The sequence below is a fragment of the Arthrobacter sp. TmtSoilC77 genome (assembly GCF_059739415.1).
Genome location: NZ_AP046050.1, coordinates 148,768 through 162,679, shown reverse-complemented (window position 1 = coordinate 162,679; position 13,912 = coordinate 148,768). Strand labels below are relative to the sequence as shown.

Genomic DNA, 13,912 nt, shown 5'->3' with positions numbered 1-13,912 from the left:
ATGTCCCAAACTTCAGTTGCCTCCAGGTCGTCTGGTGAGCGGAAAAACGTGCGAGGCCAGGCAACACGCCAGCGCATCCTCACGGAGGCAGAGCGGCTCTTCGCGCAGCACGGAATCTCGGCAGTGCCACTGCGGGACATCGGCAAGGCCGCGGGGCAACGCAACCACGCGGCCGTGCAGTACCACTTCGGCGAGCGTGAAGAGATCGTTAAGGCGATCATGGAATTCCGCGGGGCGGAGAGTGAGATCAGCCGGACCGAGATGGTGACCGGCCTCATGCTGAGCGAAACGACACCCACCGTAGCCGACGTCGTCAGCGCATTCGTGCGTCCGCTCGCCATCCACTTCCAGCCAGACAACCACTACCTCCCCTTCCTCTCCCTCTACATCACCGAAGAGGGCGGATATGAAGGGCTGGTCGGAGTGCGCGTTGGTGCCGCTGTCGTGACGCTGCGCACCCTGCTCGGCAAGCTGGTACCGGAAATACCCGAGGCCGTACTCGACGAACGCTGGTGGGTTACTCTAACCAGCGCCGTCCATGCGCTTGCCCGCTACCACACAGCCCAGCGCAAACGTGAACATCTCCCGGCAGCCATCGAGGCCCTCATCTCAGACCTCATTACCTTCCTCAGCGCGGGGCTTGTTGCAACGCCCGCCAACGACTACCCCAGAAAATAAGCACGGGACCCGCGCGAACGCAGATCCCGTGCCGGATTATCGCTTAGGCAAGGTGCGCCATGAACCTTGCGCCCCAGTCGTACGTGCCCGTAGGCACGTAGTAGCCGCTCTGGTCATTGATCTCATCCCAGTGCTCCACGATGTCTTCGATGGTGGGGACTCCGTCACCGCCGTCGAGCCAGCCCGGAGTAAAGCCCATGAACCAGCGGGCGAAGCGCTTGGCGCCAGCAACCAGGATCTCGCCATTCACTTCGCAGGATTCGTGCGCCAGGTAGGCGACCATCGGCGAGACGAGATCAGTCTGCATGGCCTGAACGCGGGCCGCGTCCATTTGGCTTGCTGAGACTATGTTCGGCTTGTCGGCCGAGAGGCTCGGCCTGGTCACGGAGTTCGGCGCCACGCAATTGACCAGGATTCCCTTCGGCGCCGCGGCTACGGCCAGGCTGCGGGTGAAGCCAATGAGGGCTCCTTTGGCCGTCGCGTAGGCGAGGTTGTCCGGAAGACCCAGCATGCCGGTTGATGTCGTCGTGATCACGCGGCCATACCCCTGCTGCTCCATGTAGGGCCAGGCGGCGCGCGTCGTGTGCCAGGTGCCGCGCAGGTGCACGTCGAGCGTGAGCTCAAGGTTCTCGGCATCAGCCTCGGGGAAGGTCGCCCAGCGCGAGATGCCCGCGTTGTTCACGACGACGTCGATTCGACCGAACTCACGGATCGCGGTCTCTACAAGGGCATGGCAGCCGTCCTCGCTGCCCACATTGTTCGTATCGGCGACGGCAATGCCACCCGCTGCGATGATTTCCGCGGCGGTCTCATTGGCGGGCCCGGCGTCGTTGCCTTCGCCCTCCTTTGAGCCCCCGAGGTCATTGACGATTACCTTGGCACCGCGCTCGGCGAGCAGCAGGGCGTGTGCGCGGCCGAGGCCGCGGCCAGCTCCCGTCACTATGGCAACACGTCCGTCGAATCGGAGGTCAGGGGTGGCGTTCATGGTTCTCCTTTGAAGTGTCCGTCATCAGATTTCATCACAACAGCTCAAAAATATCAATCAAAGAAATCCTTGAAATCATGCAGACCAATGGGCGATCTATTGTCGTTATTGAGCACTTGTGCTTGAATATTGATCCTGCGGTCGCCACAGTGGCGCCCACCGAGTAGGAGTGAAGTCAATGGCAGAACAGACCAGCAGCGACATTGATGTCGAAGTACTGGTGATCGGCGCGGGCGTCGTGGGCATCTACGCGCTGCAGCGTGCGCTTGAGGCCGGGTTCTCGGCCCGGACGCTGGAAGCGGGAGACGGCGTCGGAGGCGTCTGGTACTGGAACCGCTACCCCTCCGCGCGCTTCGATTCCGAGAGCTACACGTACGGATACATCCATTCCAAGGAGCTCTTCGAGAAGTGGCGCTGGGAGGAAGAGTTCGCCACCCAGCCCGAAATCGAGCGCTACCTCAACTTCGTGGTGGACCATTTCGACCTCCGCGGGCACATCCGCACTGGCCAGAAGGTCGTATCGGCACTCTGGAACGAGGCAGACACCGCGTGGACGGTGACCACGGAAAAGGGCGAAACCATCCGGGCGCGCTGGGTCATCTCAGCGACCGGCGGCCTCTCTGTGCCGAACTACCCTGACCTGAACGGCCTTGAGGACTTCAAGGGCCAGGCGTATCACACGGGCGCCTGGCCGCACACGCCGGTCGATTTCACAGGCAAGCGCGTCGCCATCATCGGCAACGGACCGAGCGGAGCCCAGATCCTGCCCGCGATCGTTGACTTGGTCGAGACCGTGGACCTCTACCAGCGCACGCCCACCTGGACCACCCCGCTGAACAACGGGGCCATCACCGATGAGCGCAACGCGTGGCTCCGGGACAACTTCGAGGAGATTGCTGCGAAGCTCGGCTCGGCGGCCAACCCGACCGGCTTTCTGCACGAGCCCGCCGGCAAGTTCTCCACCGCCGACTCATTCGAAGAACGGCAAGCCTTCTACGAGAAGATCTGGAACAGTCCGGGCTTCGCCAAGCTCACCTCCAACTATTACGACATGACCACCAACCGCGAGGTCAACCTTGAATTCTGCGAGTTCCTCGCGAACAAGGTCCGCAGCATCGTCAAGGATCCGGTCACGGCCGAAAGGCTGATCCCGAAGGACCACCTGTTCGGCGCGAAGCGCCCGCCATTCGTCACAAACTACTACGAGTCGTTCAACAATCCCGCGGCCTCGCTGATCGCGCTCAGCGAGACTCCGATCGTGCGGGTTGATGAATCGGGTATCGAAACAACCGGGGGTCACCGCGAATACGACATCATCGTTTTTGCCACGGGCTTCGACTTCGGCACCGGCGCGCTCACACGCATGGGCATCAAGGGTATTAACGGCCTGGACCTCAGCACGGACTGGGAAGAGGGCCCCACTGACTTCGGCGGGTTCAGCGCGCACCAGCTGCCGAACTTCTTTTTCCCCGGCGGGCCTCACGGCGCCGGCGGAGGCAACTATCCGCGCTACTCGCAGGACCAGATCGACTGGATCACCGGAACGCTGGTTCATGCCCGTGAGCACGGCTACGAACGCTTCGAGCCGACCGCCGAACAGCAGGAATCGTGGATGACCATGATTGAGACACTGGCGCCCAAATCCATCTTCTCGGCAGAGCACAGCCACTATTACGGCGCGAACGTCGAGGGTAAAGTTCGAAAATTCCTGCTCAACCCGGGCGGACGCGCCAAGCTGCACGAGATCCTGGACGAGATGACCGCAACCGGGGACTACAACGGTGCGCTGTCGACCGTGCGCGAGAGCGTCAGCGCGTCATGACCACCGTTCCGTCCGAAATGGAGACTGAATTGACCGAAGAACTGCTGCCACCACGCGAGATGCTGCTTGCACTCGTCAACCCCGTAGAGGGGCGGGACGAAGCGTTCCGCCCCTGGTACTGGGAGACACACATACCTGAGGTGCTCGGGCTTCCCGGCTTCGTCGCCGCCCAGCGGTACCGCGCCTCCACGGATGCGCCGGCTTCCGTCTCGCATCGGTACGCGACGATCTATGCAGTAGAGGGGTCTGCCTCCTCCGCCCGGGACCTGCTTTTCGGGGCTGGTCTCGGCATGAGCCCGGACCTCGATCTCAGCAGCATGGTCTTCGTGCCCTTCGTCGCTGAAGGAAAGCCCGTCCTGCCGTGAGAATCACCATGACTTCGCGGCCATCGGGGCCATGTTTCCCTCGACCGCGCTTAACCACCCCTGACGCAAGCGGGCTCTTGACAGGGGACTTTGACGGTGAAACCATTGAATCCTCACAACGAAACTCTTGTTCCACTAAAACGAACACATTCTCTCTAACAACGGAGTTAGGAACGAAATGACGTCGACCGACCCCACACGGTCAATCGCGGTGAGGCCTTTTGCCTTGATCATTGCGGTCTTCATGATCATCGAGCTCACCCCGATCTTTGAAGTGACCATGATGTATGTGGCCATCCCCACACTCATGGTTGCCTTCCAAGCCGATGCATCGGCGATCTCCTGGGTAGTTACCATCTTCCTGCTCGTTGGCGCGGGCACGGCTGCTATAGCGGGGCGGCTCGGTGACATCTATGGCCGGAAGAAAATCCTCATCATTCTCATGCTGATCTCCGCTGTTGGTCCCATCATCAGCGTCTTCATGGGCAACCTTGAAGGCGTGCTGATCGGACGCGCACTGCAGGGAACCAGCGCGGGCCTCTTTCCGCTTCTCATCGGCGTGGCCCGCGAGGTTGCCCCGCCTTCCCGAGTCTCGGTGCTCATCAGCCTGACATCGGGTATAGGCCTGATCGGCGGCTCAATAGGAGGCGTCGCCGCCGGCATCCTTCTCGCCGCGGGCGGTTGGCGCAGCCTGTTCATCGCCTCGGCCATCCTGGCGGTCGTGGCCATTCTGGTCGCACTCGCATTGCCCAAATCGGTGGGCACAGTGACTGAGCGTGGCCGGCTGGATGTGCTGGGCGGCATTTTGATGGCGCCAGCAATTGCAGCCATTCTTTACGGGTTCACGACGTCACGCACCCAGGGCGCCAGCCCGCTGGTGGTCGTCCTCATTGTTATCGGGGTGCTGCTCTTCACGTTCTGGATCATCTGGGAACTGCGGATAAAGAAGCCGATGTTCAACCTACGACTGTTCCGTGAGCGTTCATTGGTTCTTGCTCTCGTCGTCACTGCTTTTGTCTCGCTCGGCATCCTTGCGGCGCCCGGCCTGCTCACGCCCATCCTTCAGCAAAGCCCAGAGAATTTGCCTGTAGGACTCGGCCTGACTCCGACCCAAGCCGGCCTGTATGGGCTGATCTCGGGAGCGATCGCGTTCGCCCTGTCGCCGGTGGCAGGGAGAATCGCCGGAAGATTCGGCGGGAAGGTGATAGTCGCCGGCGGCGCCGCACTCGGAATACTGGGATACTCCGGCTTCTTCTTCTCGACCCATAACCTCCCGCTTTCGATCGTCGCAGTGGTGATCGGCTCGGTGGGAACAGTGCTCCTCACCATCAGCATTCCGATTGTCATCGTGGAGAATGTTTCCGCCCGCGACACAAGTGAAGCCGTCGGCCTGATCTTTACTGTAGGACGCACGCTCTTCAGCGCGATCGGCACCGCCATCATCGGCGTTGTGCTGGCGTCCGCTACAGTGCCCGGCACCACAGCACCGACCATTTCTTCATGGAACGCCGGCATCATTTTCATCGTCGTCACAGGCGCGGCCGCGTTCGCTGCAACCATGGCCATCAAGAAATCGACACCCATGAATCAGCGCGGGGCAATCATCGAGGCGGTCCAGAGCGAACAAGAAGCCCAAAAGCTGGAAGAACCCGCCCATCGCTGACGCACCCGCGCCCACCGCGTCGATTCTTCATCCCAAGGCGTGTCCTGTTGAATAGACTCATCCAGTACCACTTCGCGTTGCGACCATTTCAAGAAATGGTCGCAACGCGTCGTCGGAGAGTCTCGGAGGGGCAATGAGTACAAACGAAACGGCTGCTGGTTCAGAGCCGTCGCCAGACAGGCAGCGGCATCCGCTGGCGCGAGGGATCGAACTGCTGACCCTTATGGTCGACACTGGGGAGGACTCTTACGGCGTTCGCGAATTGGGCTCCCTTATGGGTGTCAGCGCGAGTACGGCCCACAGGCTGCTCGGGGACCTGGAGAAGCTCGGGATGGTCGGGCGGACACGCGACGGCGCCTATCGACTCGGACTCGAGTTTCTGCGGCTTGCCTGGGCCACGACTGCCCGCCTCCCACTCGAGGAGGCGGCCACGGACATCCTCGGTCAACTCACCGAGCGCACGGGCGAGTCTTCGTTCTTCGGCGTCTACAACGAACAGCGCCAGCAGATGATGTTCACCCACACAGTCGAATCTCCGCACCCCCTGCGCTATGTGCTGCCGATGCACACCTGGCTGCCTCTGCACGCAGGTGCCAGCGGACTCGCGATCCTCGCCTTCCTACCGGATGAGGCGCGGCAGGAGATCGTCCACGGCCCGCTCCCCGCCCTGACCACCCGCACCCGCGTTGACCCAGATAAGCTAAGCGCGCGACTGGACGAGATCCGCCGGGATGGCTACGCCATCTCGCACGGAGAGCGGATCGAGGGCGCGATCTCCATCGCCGCCCCGGTCTTCGGGCTCTCGGGCACCATCGTCGTCGGCGATGTCGGCATCACGATTCCCGAGAGCCGCTTCGATTTGGGCACTGAATCCGAACTGGTACGCGTGGTCAGGGACTCGGCCGCTGCCCTCACCGACCGTATCGCAAGCTCACGAGTGGCCATCCGGCCCCAACCCAACAGGGTGGAGTCCAACAGGGTGGAGTCCAACAGGATGCAGTCCAACAGCCAGTGGGAACGCCCGGCGCGGTAACCATTCTCTCCGGCTTTTAGATCAGGGTCGGGATAATCGAACGGTTCCTCTAGCGATTTGATTTTTGGGCGGGTATCCTCATCTCACCTGCCTGATGGTCAAGTCCTGGGGGTGTTGTGCACCGGTCTGAGCAGCCCATCCGTGACACGTTTTCTGTTACGGCACCCACCCGCGCCGCCGTCGGCGCCCCAGCGCCTGCCGCAGCAGAGGGAAACCTGGTCACGGACCTCAGCGCGAGGATCCGCCACAAACATGGCACTGAACTGAACGAACTTCGCGAGGCACTAAGTGGGTCCTCGCAACGCGGCTCACGCCACCGCGGCCGACGCCACTATCGAATGAGCCCCACCCCATCATTTGAGGACGAGACCGTCAATGTGACGATCGTCGTCGAAACCGTGGAATGGGGATGGTTCGCTACGGGCCCAGCGCCAGCAGGAACATGTGTCACTGTATCCATTGCTGCTCATCGCAGGGACAGTGGAATCCAAGCCCCGCTCTCGTTGACCGAGTGCGACTCGTGGCTTCGAGCCCTCCTGCCCGGTCCGTGGATGACGCACGTTTACCGATGCTGCTGCTCCACCGGGTCCGCAAATGCGGGGGTGGTCTCCTACAGGTTGTTTCTTGATGCGCTCCATAAGCCGGCTCCAAAGCCGCCGGAGGTGCTCGCGGAAGGCTGCCAACCCCTTCAACCGCAGTAGGCCTTTTCGTATCGTGAAATCTTGATTCCGATATTAAACACAAAGAGGCTTTGAAATTAGCATTTCCGAAACACGCCCCTCATAGCGTCATGTGTGATCCCCGGCCGTGACCCTGCATGGCCCCGCACAGATAGGCGCCATGAAGATTCCCGCACCCGCTATGGCTGTGAGCCCAGCGGCCAAGAAGCCACTCTATAGATCCCTGTTTTTCCAGATCCTGGTGGCCGTGGTGCTGGGGGTCGCCATTGGCTACTTCTGGCCGGGCGTCGGGTCCGCGCTTCGCCCCCTCGGCGATGGCTTCATCCAACTCATCAAGATGATCATTGCGCCCCTGATATTCCTGGTCATCGTCACCGGCATCTCGGCCGTGGGCGACGTGAGGTCCGTTGGCCGGGTGGGCGTCAAAGCCCTCATCTACTTCACCGCCGCCACACTGTTCGCGCTTGCGTTCGGGCTGCTCGTGGCCAACATCGTCCAGCCGGGAGCTGGCCTGAACATCGATCCCACCTCCCTGTCAGCGGAAGCTGTCAACGCCAAGACCACCACGGCGCCACCAAAGGATGCAGGACAGTTCCTGCTGGGCATCATTCCCACCAGCGTGGTTGGAGCCTTCGCATCCAACACGTTGCTGCAGGTCCTGTGTTTCGCGGTCTTCTTCGGGGCGGCCATCGTGGTGGTGGGACGGGAGAAGTGCAAGCCCGTCATCGACCTCATGGAGACCACCCTCGAACTCTTCTTCAAGATCATGTCCTGGGTGATGCGTGTTGCCCCTGTAGGCGCCTTCGGGGCCATGGCATTCATCATCGGCCAGTACGGGCTCAGCTCTTTGAGCACATACGCCTTGCTGGTGGCTGCGTGCTACGGTTCGGCACTGGTCTTCATCGGATTGCTGTTCATCGTGGCGTGGGTTTATCCACGCGTTCCACTGTGGCAGTTCATCAAGTACTCCCGCGAAGAGTTCATGCTGGCGCTGGGCACGGCATCCACAGAATCAGTGCTGCCACGGATCATGACCAAGCTGACCAACGCAGGCTGCTCCCGCGCAACCACGGGCTTGGTGGTTCCCACGGGCTACTCTTTCAACCTCGACGGCGCCGCCCTCTACCTTTCGATCTCGCTGCTGTTCCTTGCCCAGGCCTTCGGGCATAACCTCGATTTGGGCCAGCAGCTGGCCGCCCTCGGGATCCTGATGTTGACCTCCAAAGGGATGGCAGGCGTTCCGGGTTCGGCCTTCCTGGCCCTTTCCGCTACTGCCGGCGCTTTGGGAATCTTCCCCGTTGCGGGCGTTGCGTTGCTCCTCGGAGCCGACAGGCTGATGGACTCAATGCGCGTCGTGGTCAACCTGCTCGGCAACTGCGTTGCCACGTTTGTGGTGTCCAAATGGGAGGGGCAATTCGATCGGGAGGCGATGCTGGCCGCCTTCCGCGGGGAAACCACGACGCCGGAACCCACCAAAGAGGTTACGGAACCACCGGTGCCTGCTTCGGTGTAGTCAGCAGCTTTGTCCCTATTGGCGCCGGGCGCGAAAATACTAAGTAACCTGTCAGTTACAGTCTTCCTCCGGGCGCGCTTCGCGCTGGAATCTCCATAGCGAACCGAAAGGGATGATCGATGAGCCCACAGAGATGAAAGGTGAGGGAAACGTGCTGGGCGGCTCCTTGAAGTCCCGCCTCATGGGGCTCGGCAGCAACGTCATGCCGGACGCCGCAGGGGCGGAGTTCAACCGGCATTTGAGCGAGCCGGGATCGGCCGACGACTAACCCCCAACCACACGCCGATAGGTGCTCGGCGTGAACCCCAGGTATTTCTGGAAGTCGTTCGTCAAATGTGCGTGATCGGCATAGCCAAGTTCGGCCGCGATGCCCGCAAGATCAGCGGAAGGGTCCAGACGTGCCCTCTCCGCGGCATCCTGCAGTCGACGTCGACGTATGAGCGCCGACGGGCTGAGCCCGATGTATTTCCTGGCAATTCGCTGGAGCGTCCGCCCCGAGACAGCGAGCCGGGCCGCCACGTCCTCAATCCGTGTCACCTCCGGGTCGGCCCCAATAACGTCCATCATCCGGTTCGCCAGTAAGGCCTCTTCGGAAGGGAAGTAGTTCAGGGCACCCAGCCACGACGCAAAGGCGTCCACTGCCAGCCCGCGGCGGGCACCGCCGTCGGGAGCGTTCATGGCCCGTACGACAGAACGGTGAAGGTCCTCAAACGGCAACACCACCTCGGCATCACGCAAGCTGCCCGGATCGTCGGTGAACACCGGAACAGCCGCAGGGCGCAACAGCGCTCCCACTGCCCAGCCACGGCCATTCAAGTCTCGATAAGCGGCCCGGGTTGTGGGACCCGAGAAGACCACGTCATCCAACTGCACAACGAGATTGGACGCGGGGTAGGCGATCAGGTGTTGACGGGACATGCGGCCTGGCTCGATGTCCCATTCAGGAATCCAGAACCATTGGACCAGCTCCGCAACAGACTCCGGTGCCGCCAAACGGTTGAAAGTGGGAAGCCGTGCCGGGTACAGAATGCCCTTGAAGGAACTGTCCACGAGCCTCCTCCCCAACAAAGTCTGTCGCGAATCTCCAAGCGCCGGGGACAGCCCGGCCCGTAGCGTCAAGGACATGACAGATACTACAAGCACTGAGCCAACCATGGCCGCCCATGGAAAGTACACCACCCACGGAGTCCCTAACGGGCTGACCAGCCTCACGCCGTTCCTTGCCGTACCCAATGCCAAAGATGCGATCACGTTCTATACGGACGTTTTCGGCGCACGTGTTGTTGGCGTCACGGAGATGGGCGGGGTTGTGGTCCATGCCGAACTCGACCTCGGGAACGGTCACCTTCAACTCGGGGAACCCAACCCGGAATACCACTTGGTCCCGGCGCCCGACGGCGATGATGACTGCTATTCCCTGGGCTTTTACTGCCCGGACGCAGACGCACTCGTGCAACGGGCGGAACAAGCCGGGGCCCTCATCCGCGAACCACTGAACACGTTCGTTTCAGGGGACCGATATGCCAGCATCCGCGATCCGTTCGGTGTCCGCTGGTCCATCATGACGCGGGTGGAAGATCTATCCGAAGAGGAGAGCAACCGTCGAGTCGAGGAGTGGGCGGCCCAGCAGGGTTAGAGAGGCACAGGCAGGTTAGGAAAGACACAGGCAGAACGGATGTCCGGCCGGGTCAAGGAACACCCTGAAGGTGGTCCCCGGCTGGTGCTCCGCCTTGCTTGCACCCAACGAAAGAGCCACTTCCTCACCCTTGTCCAGATCTTCCACCATCAGATCAAGGTGCATCTGCTGGGGTACCGTTTGCCCCGGCCATTCCGGTGCGTGATACGACTGGACCTGTTGGAAAGCAATGCAGTTGTTCCCATCGCTGGGACGGATCTCGAACCAATCAGTTTCGCCTTTGACCTCCCAGCCCAGCAGTTCGCCATAAAAGGCGGCAAGGGCGGGCGCATCCGGACAATCGATAACAACACTCGGGTATCGGGCTATTGCCATTTTGCTAAACCTCGTCTGCCGTTTTCTTCATTCGGGCCAGCGCACTCTTGGTGCCCCTTTGGGTAAGAACGTGAACTACGGCGCCAACGCCCGCGGAAACCACAGCGAACATGAGCACTCCCGGCAAGGAATCGTTCAGATTGGTTCCGTCCTTGGGGGCAGGTTTGCCTGTCTTTTTCTCCCAGAGTCCTTCAAGCGTCTTGTTTGCCAGCACTCCAGCTCCAAGGCTGACTGCCAGGCCGAACAATTTCACCAGCAAATTCACGAAAGAATCCTCCATCTGATCGCGCGGGTTTGCCCTGCCAAACACAAAGGAAGGCAGGGCCGCTGCAACCGCAACGGCCCTGCCCGAATTCCTAGTCGTGCTTGAAAGCGTCCTTTACCTTTTCGCCGGCGCCCTTGAGGTCGCTCTTGACCTGCTCGCCCTTGCCTTCGGCTTCCAGGCGCTCGTTGTCAGTGAGCTTTCCGGCAGCTTCCTTGGCCTTGCCTGCGATCTTCTCGCCAGCGTTCTCCATCTTGTCGTCAGCACCCATGCCCGCACCTCTTCCTTGTAGTGAACCTGTACCTCTACAACATCACTAATCAGTGTACTTAGCAATATTTGCTCCTGACGAAGGCGGGTCAGATCTCCCCGAAACCTTCGCCCACCAACCGCCCAACATACTGAACTGCCTTTGCGGCGTCCTTGCCACGGGCCTCCACGCGCAGGGTTGCACCCTGGCCGGCGGCGAGCGCCATGAGCGCCATCATGGACGTTCCGTCGACGTCGTTGATCGTCACCTCAGCGTCAAGGCCGGACAGTCCACCGGCTATCTTGGCCGCAGGCCGCGCGTGGATGCCCATGGGATTAATGAGCTCGAAGTCGCCTGCAGCATCCGGTTCCCGGGACTCCGAAAGATTGTCCGGCGCTTCCGTGCCGGCAGAAGCCCGGAATCCCACCGCTTCGGCAGCCTTACGCACGTCTTCGGCGCCCGCCCCGCCCTGCGCCGCGACTGCCGCGGCCACAAGCCCTTCAACCAAAGGCGCGTCGGCGAGCAAGATAGCGTCGGGGTCGCTGGCGAACTCGATCGCAGACTCAGCTGTCATTACTGCCGAGCCCAGATCCGTCAGCACCACCACGCCCTCTCCTCCGGCATCAATCAGTGACTGCTCGACGGCGGCAAGCACCTTCTCGAGGCTGGTGCCAATGCGTTCGTCGTCAGTGCCCCCGGCGGCGACGAGTTCGACGTCGGGCGCCATCTGGGCGGCGAGTTCCACAGCGCCCTCAGCGATCTTGCTGCTGTGGGAGACAACCACAATCCCAACCGTCATACGGCGTCGGTTCCCGTGTTTCCTGCGGAGCCGGCCGCTGCTGCTGCCGCGGCGCGCAAGAGCAACGCCGTTGAGGCCGCTCCTGGATCACGATGCCCCGCGCTCCGCTCCCCGAGGTAACTTGCGCGGCCCTTGCGGGCCACCAACGGATCAGTGGCCACGGCCCCCACTTCGGCCGCCTCGGCAGCAGCCTGCAGGACGGCGAGTACATCGCCGCCATCGGACGCCGCGTTCTTGGCTGCCTCAACTGCGGGCGTCCACGCGTCAACCATGGTCTTGTCCCCTGTTTCGGCTTTGCCGCGCGCCACCACTCCGTCGCGGGCAGCCGCGAGCGCGGAAGCCAAAGCATCGGCGTCGATGTCAGTGGAATCGCCGAGCGATGTGGCCGCCCGCAGATATGCCGTCCCATACAGCGGCCCCGCAGCTCCGCCCACCTTGGACATCAAGGCCATCGCCGCCGCTTTGAGGGCAGCTCCCGCAGTTTCCGGCGGCGTCTCGTCCAGCTTCTGCAGGACGGCCTGGAATCCACGGTCCATGTTCTCGCCGTGGTCGGAGTCGCCGATTGCGCGGTCCAGTTCAATCAATTCCGTTCGGTGTTCTGCCATAGCCTTCGCCGAAAGCTTCAGCCAGTCCACTGCCCAATCGACGCCCAGTCTCATGCTCACGCTCCCCAACGGAGGGCAGCCGTGTGGACGGGAGCATCCCACAACTGCACCAGCTCGTCGTCCAGGCGCAGCACGGACACCGAGCACCCCTGCATTTCAAGTGAAGTCACGTAGTTCCCCACGAGTGAGCGTTCCACGGATGCCCCGCGCTCCGCGAGCACCTGGGCGGCCCTTCGGTAGACGATGTAGAGCTCGCTCTGCGGCGTGCCGCCCATGCCGTTGACGAACAGCAGCACCCTGTCCCCGGACGAGATGGCGAGATCCTCAAGCACGGGTTCCAAGAGACGGTCGGTGATCGCGTCGGCGCTTTCCATGGTGATCCTGTGGCGTCCAGGCTCGCCATGGATGCCGATACCGATCTCGATCTCGTCCTCCGCCAGCTCGAAGCTCGGCGTACCCGCGTGCGGAACCGTGCAGCCGGAAAGCGCCACTCCCATGGTCCTCACGTTGGCAGCGACCCGCTCCGCGATGGCGGCGACGGCTTCAAGACCGTCTCCGCGTTCAGCGGCGGCACCGGCAATCTTCTCCACGAGGACCGTCCCGCCCACTCCACGGCGGCCCGCCGTATACAGCGAGTCCTCCACGGCGACGTCGTCGTTGACCAGCACCGAACGCACGTGCACGCCTTCTACCTGTGCCATCTCCGCGGCAGTCTCAAAGTTCAGGACGTCCCCGGTGTAGTTCTTGACGATATGCACGACGCCGGCACCTGAGTCCACGGCGACGGTCGCCGGTATGATCTGGTCGGGCGTGGGCGAGGTAAAGACGGCACCGGGCACCGCGGCGTCGAGCATGCCGAGGCCCACGAAACCAGCGTGCAGTGGCTCGTGGCCGCTGCCCCCGCCGGATACCAGGGCAACCTTGCCCGCAACAGGTGCACCTTTCCGGATGACGTACTTGGGCTCGGGATGGACGTCCACGATGTCGGCATGGGCCATGCCGAACCCCTCGACGGACTCGTCCACCACGGCGCGTGGATCATTTATGAGCTTTTTCATGGGATGCTCCTGGGCGTGCTGTGGCTGGTGCTCTGACCCTACTACCGGCGCCCGGGCACACGGTAGGCCTCGGCGGCGCGAGGACGCCCACACCTGTTAGCCGACACCCATTAAAAGACAGGCAGGGACGGCACCAAAGGCCCGTCCCTGCCGGAATGTCATGCTTGATCCGGGTGATGCCCAGGCTC

Annotated in this window: 16 protein-coding genes; 8 read left to right on the top strand and 8 right to left on the bottom strand. The window is 62.2% G+C overall.

The genetic code is table 11. The features are described from left to right. On the top strand, positions 1-678 hold the full coding sequence (locus tag AC6I99_RS00795) for a TetR/AcrR family transcriptional regulator (protein WP_497943887.1): 678 nt from the start codon (positions 1-3) through the stop codon (positions 676-678). A gap of 43 nt (positions 679-721) precedes the next feature. On the opposite strand, the gene AC6I99_RS00790 is transcribed toward AC6I99_RS00795, so the two are convergent. Next, on the bottom strand, positions 722-1,663 hold the full coding sequence (locus tag AC6I99_RS00790) for an SDR family NAD(P)-dependent oxidoreductase (protein WP_309931570.1): 942 nt from the start codon (positions 1,661-1,663) through the stop codon (positions 722-724). A gap of 178 nt (positions 1,664-1,841) precedes the next feature. Between AC6I99_RS00790 and AC6I99_RS00785 the strand changes: the two genes are divergently transcribed. The 6 genes from AC6I99_RS00785 (at position 1,842) to AC6I99_RS00760 (ending at position 9,007) form a co-directional block, all read left to right on the top strand. Then, positions 1,842-3,485 carry a flavin-containing monooxygenase gene (locus tag AC6I99_RS00785; RefSeq protein WP_497943888.1) on the top strand — a complete coding sequence of 548 codons (1,644 nt, stop codon included), beginning with the start codon at positions 1,842-1,844 and terminating at the stop codon, positions 3,483-3,485. After that, the gene (locus AC6I99_RS00780; RefSeq protein WP_497943889.1) at positions 3,482-3,850 is read left to right on the top strand and encodes a hypothetical protein; all 369 of its coding nucleotides are present in this window, start codon (positions 3,482-3,484) and stop codon (positions 3,848-3,850) included. Before AC6I99_RS00785 ends, AC6I99_RS00780 begins: the two co-directional genes overlap by 4 nt. Positions 3,851-4,028: 178 nt before the next feature. Beyond that, a complete protein-coding gene (locus AC6I99_RS00775; RefSeq protein ID WP_497943890.1) occupies positions 4,029-5,513 on the top strand; it encodes an MFS transporter in 1,485 nt (494 codons plus the stop codon). A 133-nt stretch (positions 5,514-5,646) separates the two neighbouring features. After that, on the top strand, positions 5,647-6,546 hold the full coding sequence (locus AC6I99_RS00770; protein ID WP_309931578.1) for an IclR family transcriptional regulator: 900 nt from the start codon (positions 5,647-5,649) through the stop codon (positions 6,544-6,546). Between the two features lie 840 nt (positions 6,547-7,386). Then, the gene (locus AC6I99_RS00765) at positions 7,387-8,739 is read left to right on the top strand and encodes a cation:dicarboxylate symporter family transporter (protein ID WP_497959806.1); all 1,353 of its coding nucleotides are present in this window, start codon (positions 7,387-7,389) and stop codon (positions 8,737-8,739) included. 112 nt (positions 8,740-8,851) lie between these two features. Further along, positions 8,852-9,007 (top strand): hypothetical protein, encoded by a 156-nt coding sequence (locus AC6I99_RS00760; protein ID WP_309931582.1) that lies wholly within the window; start codon positions 8,852-8,854, stop codon positions 9,005-9,007. Here AC6I99_RS00760 and AC6I99_RS00755 read toward each other — a convergent pair. Next, complete coding sequence (locus tag AC6I99_RS00755; protein ID WP_309931584.1) at positions 9,004-9,789, bottom strand: helix-turn-helix transcriptional regulator; 786 nt, start codon at positions 9,787-9,789, stop codon at positions 9,004-9,006. The genes AC6I99_RS00760 and AC6I99_RS00755 overlap by 4 nt on opposite strands. A gap of 73 nt (positions 9,790-9,862) precedes the next feature. Between AC6I99_RS00755 and AC6I99_RS00750 the strand changes: the two genes are divergently transcribed. Beyond that, the gene (locus AC6I99_RS00750) at positions 9,863-10,375 is read left to right on the top strand and encodes a VOC family protein (protein ID WP_497943892.1); all 513 of its coding nucleotides are present in this window, start codon (positions 9,863-9,865) and stop codon (positions 10,373-10,375) included. Positions 10,376-10,390: 15 nt separating this feature from the next. Here the strand turns inward: AC6I99_RS00750 and AC6I99_RS00745 are convergent, their stop codons facing one another. From AC6I99_RS00745 to dhaK, 6 genes are all read right to left on the bottom strand, one after another. Next, entirely contained in the window at positions 10,391-10,750 is a 360-nt protein-coding gene (locus AC6I99_RS00745) for a VOC family protein (protein ID WP_309931589.1), read from the bottom strand. A 4-nt stretch (positions 10,751-10,754) separates the two neighbouring features. Then, positions 10,755-11,015 (bottom strand): DUF4235 domain-containing protein, encoded by a 261-nt coding sequence (locus AC6I99_RS00740; RefSeq protein ID WP_224094636.1) that lies wholly within the window; start codon positions 11,013-11,015, stop codon positions 10,755-10,757. A gap of 91 nt (positions 11,016-11,106) precedes the next feature. Further along, on the bottom strand, positions 11,107-11,283 hold the full coding sequence (locus tag AC6I99_RS00735) for a CsbD family protein (RefSeq protein WP_224094634.1): 177 nt from the start codon (positions 11,281-11,283) through the stop codon (positions 11,107-11,109). Positions 11,284-11,371: 88 nt separating this feature from the next. Beyond that, positions 11,372-12,061 (bottom strand): dihydroxyacetone kinase phosphoryl donor subunit DhaM, encoded by a 690-nt coding sequence (dhaM, locus tag AC6I99_RS00730; protein ID WP_497943893.1) that lies wholly within the window; start codon positions 12,059-12,061, stop codon positions 11,372-11,374. Then, the gene (dhaL, locus tag AC6I99_RS00725; protein WP_497943894.1) at positions 12,058-12,720 is read right to left on the bottom strand and encodes a dihydroxyacetone kinase subunit DhaL; all 663 of its coding nucleotides are present in this window, start codon (positions 12,718-12,720) and stop codon (positions 12,058-12,060) included. Before dhaL ends, dhaM begins: the two co-directional genes overlap by 4 nt. A gap of 2 nt (positions 12,721-12,722) precedes the next feature. Further along, positions 12,723-13,724, bottom strand: a complete 1,002-nt coding sequence (dhaK, locus tag AC6I99_RS00720) for a dihydroxyacetone kinase subunit DhaK (RefSeq protein WP_497959804.1) — start codon at positions 13,722-13,724, stop codon at positions 12,723-12,725. Positions 13,725-13,912 lie beyond the last annotated feature (188 nt).